At 65.6% G+C, this 2,950-nt stretch carries 5 protein-coding genes; 2 read left to right on the forward strand and 3 right to left on the reverse strand.

Features of this window, described 5'->3' with window-relative positions; translation table 11 throughout:
- A partial coding sequence (locus NM2_RS46785) for an integrase core domain-containing protein (RefSeq protein WP_157122117.1) occupies window positions 1-171 on the forward strand: 171 nt, incomplete at its 5' end.
- Here NM2_RS46785 and arfB read toward each other — a convergent pair.
- Together arfB and NM2_RS46800 are read right to left on the reverse strand one after the other, a co-directional pair.
- Window positions 168-596, reverse strand: coding sequence for an alternative ribosome rescue aminoacyl-tRNA hydrolase ArfB (gene arfB / locus NM2_RS46790; protein ID WP_067684244.1), 429 nt, complete (start codon window positions 594-596; stop codon window positions 168-170). The genes NM2_RS46785 and arfB overlap by 4 nt on opposite strands.
- A 565-nt stretch (window positions 597-1,161) precedes the next feature.
- Entirely contained in the window at window positions 1,162-1,479 is a 318-nt protein-coding gene (locus NM2_RS46800) for a hypothetical protein (protein ID WP_157122120.1), read from the reverse strand.
- 41 nt (window positions 1,480-1,520) lie between these two features.
- Here NM2_RS46800 and NM2_RS46805 point away from each other — a divergent pair, with 41 nt between their 5' ends.
- Complete coding sequence (locus NM2_RS46805) at window positions 1,521-1,802, forward strand: antibiotic biosynthesis monooxygenase family protein (protein ID WP_067684252.1); 282 nt, start codon at window positions 1,521-1,523, stop codon at window positions 1,800-1,802.
- 601 nt (window positions 1,803-2,403) lie between these two features.
- Here the strand turns inward: NM2_RS46805 and NM2_RS46810 are convergent.
- Window positions 2,404-2,742 carry a hypothetical protein gene (locus tag NM2_RS46810; RefSeq protein WP_067684254.1) on the reverse strand — a complete coding sequence of 113 codons (339 nt, stop codon included), beginning with the start codon at window positions 2,740-2,742 and terminating at the stop codon, window positions 2,404-2,406.
- Between the last annotated feature and the right edge of the window lie 208 nt (window positions 2,743-2,950).

Raw genomic sequence — 2,950 nt, forward strand, 5'->3', positions numbered from 1 at the left:
CGCACCCTGGCCGATGGCTGGGCCTACGCCCGCTTCTACGAGTCAGAAACCCAACGCCGCCAAGCCCTGCCGGACTGGCTGCACTTCTACAATCACCACCGAGTCCACAGCGCAATCGGAAACCAGCCACCCATCACACGGCTGACCAACCTCCCTGGACATCACAGCTAGTCGTCGGGGGAGGCACGGCGGTTGCGTTTGATGACGCCGCGCCGCTTCTTCGCGGCGATGCGACGTTCCTTTGCTCCGCGCGAGGGCTTCGTGGCGCGGCGAACAGGTGGCGGGGCGGCAGCGGCGTCACGCAGTAACGAGGCCAGGCGTTCGCGGGCGGCCGCGCGGTTCTGCAGCTGTGCACGTTGCTCCGACGCGGCGATCGTGAGCACCCCGTTGACCAGGCGGGTGGCCAGGCGGTCGAGCATCCGGGTGCGCAGCCACTCCGGCACGGAGGGCGAGTTGGCGAGGTCGAAGGACAGCTCTACCCGGCTGTCGGCGGTGTTGACGCGTTGCCCTCCCGGACCGGAAGACCGCGAGAACCGCTCGCGTAACTCGGACGCGGGTATCACCAGCACCCCAGTCACGGTCAGGTCTTCTGCCATGATCCGACGCCGCACTTTCCGATCCGCGAGTCGACCAGGCCCCGTCGGTCTAGTTGCGACTGAATGGTCACCTCGGTGTTCACGATAGCGACGACCTTGTCGATGTGTAACAAGCAGGCCGTCCGCGCAGCCCGCATATCGCGCTGATCGAACCGGCCGGCACGGGGCAGGCGACCCGCAGGTGGCTGTATCGATTCGAGGCCGACCGAACACACCGCGCCATGACGATGACCCTGCAGCGGCCGTCGTCGGCAGTCGTCTCGTCGAGAGAACCATGTCCGGGATCCCGGTCGCCGGCTGGCCCGGATCTGTGGCTTCGGGCTGAAACCTGGGATCCGATCAGTTGGCCAACTCGGTCAAGTAGCGGCATATTCGAAGTCCCCAGCTGGATTTCGTCATCGAGGATGCTGTCGGCATCCCTGCCGGCGGGCCAGATGCGACAGTCCGAAGATCGACGGCCCGAGGCTATCTCGGGCCGTTGGCGTCCGCGCGGAACGTCCGCTCATGCCGATTTAAGGACGTTGTTCGTCTCCGCTGGTGGTGTCGCCAGCGGGGGCTTCGATGGTCAGCGGGTTGTGAATCCGTCCAGGAGTAGGTCCGCGATGTGTTCGCCGAGTGCGCGGGGATCGGAGTTGCTGCGTGCGAATCTCTGTGTCAACCGTAGCGCGCCTACTATGACCTGGGGGAACAGCTCCGCTGGGATATGGGCGCGCAGACTGCCGTCGCGTTGGCCCCGTTCGATCAGATCGAGAATGGCCCGCTGCATCGCGCGGGTGGCTGGGGGTGGCGTCGGCCGACGGGGGCTCGACGGGAGCGGTTGCAGATCGGTGCCCACCGACAGCAGCGGATAGCGCCCGGCGATGACGGCCATCTCGACGATCAATCCGCGTAACACCTCGACCGGATCTCCGGCGGCGATATCGAGTGTTCAATATCTTCACCGTCAGGCCGGAGAACCAGCGGGCGCTCATCGAGTCCATCACCGCCGACTCCGGCAACACCGACATCCCGGGACTGCTCGGGATGCGCCTGTTACGCAGCCTCGACGGCACCCACGTGATCAACCACATGCACTGGGAGACCGAAGCAGCCATGCAGACCGCCCTGCGCACCGACCCGCACATCGCCGAAACGCGACGCCGAGTCGGCGAACTCATCGAAGGAGCGCAACCCCTCCGCTTCGAGATCGCCGCAGTACTGAAATAGGATGGCGCCCAGGGCTTGTCGATGAGGCATTCGTCGTCCCTGTTCGGTGCTGACGATGACTTCCCGATGTGCCCGCGGTCGGCGGCTGAGCATCCACAAATCGACAGCGACCGACTCGGTGTCGGCCTATCGGGCGGGTGCCTCGGCCAGCGACAGACTGTTTCCGTCCGGATCCAGCACTTCGACGTGCGCACCCCATTGCCGTAGGTCTCCACTGGTTCATGATCGACACCGTGCGCGGCAAATGCCCGCAGAGAAAGAGATTCGAGTTCTTCGCAAGAAGCTTCGAGCTGCCGAGAGTCGGCGAGATACATTGGCCGACTAGAAAATTCGCAGTCCATTCCCAAACCGCGACGTAGTCGTCAGACCAATGCTCTTCGTCCCGGCGAGAACCGACTCAGTGCTGCGCAGCTAGTCGTGGACACTCGAGGGCAGGATCGACTGTGGCGGCGACATCACCCGGAATGGGCCGCTGGACAAGCCGATCGCGGTGTTGCGGGTGGACGGGGGCGAGATCGATATGAGGTTCCGGCGGTACTGCGGTGCGCCGACGGAGCGGCAGGAGACCGAAAGCTGGTGTACCCAAACGAATTAGGTGGCGTTACTGCGGCGGTTTGCTCAGCCCGTTGAGTGCGGTGACGATGCGGTTGAAGCCGGTGGTGTTGTCGGCGTCCATGCCGTGCATGATTTGCGCGGCGGAGACGATGCGTTCGCCCGCGGTCTCGAGGTTGGTGATGGTGTCCTCGATCTCGTCGCGCAGGGAGGTGGCGTATTTGATCAGGACGGTGCCGGTGGCGAAGCCCTTGTTGCCGTCGGCGGCCGGTTGGGCGGAGTCGAACAGCGGATTCAGGGCCGTGCGCGCGGTCCCGGCCTCGGTGTGAATCACGGTGCCGGAGCTGCCGACTCGGCCCGGTTCGATGTCGACTTCGTCTCCGCTCATGGAAACCCCCTCTGTGTCAGTATCTTTCGGTCAACCGCCGCCGCAGGGCAGGCCGCTACCGTCCAGGCCGCCGTACGGGTCGGCCGGGGCGGACAGCAGGAAGAACACCCCGGCCGCGACGCCGCCGACCGCGACCGCGCAGAGCACGGCCGCGACGACGAGCGTCGCGCGGGGTGATCGGCTCGCCAGTGCCCGGCAGGCCAGGGCG

It is taken from the genome of Nocardia miyunensis NBRC 108239, from assembly GCF_001613065.1.
GTDB lineage: Bacteria > Actinomycetota > Actinomycetes > Mycobacteriales > Mycobacteriaceae > Nocardia > Nocardia miyunensis.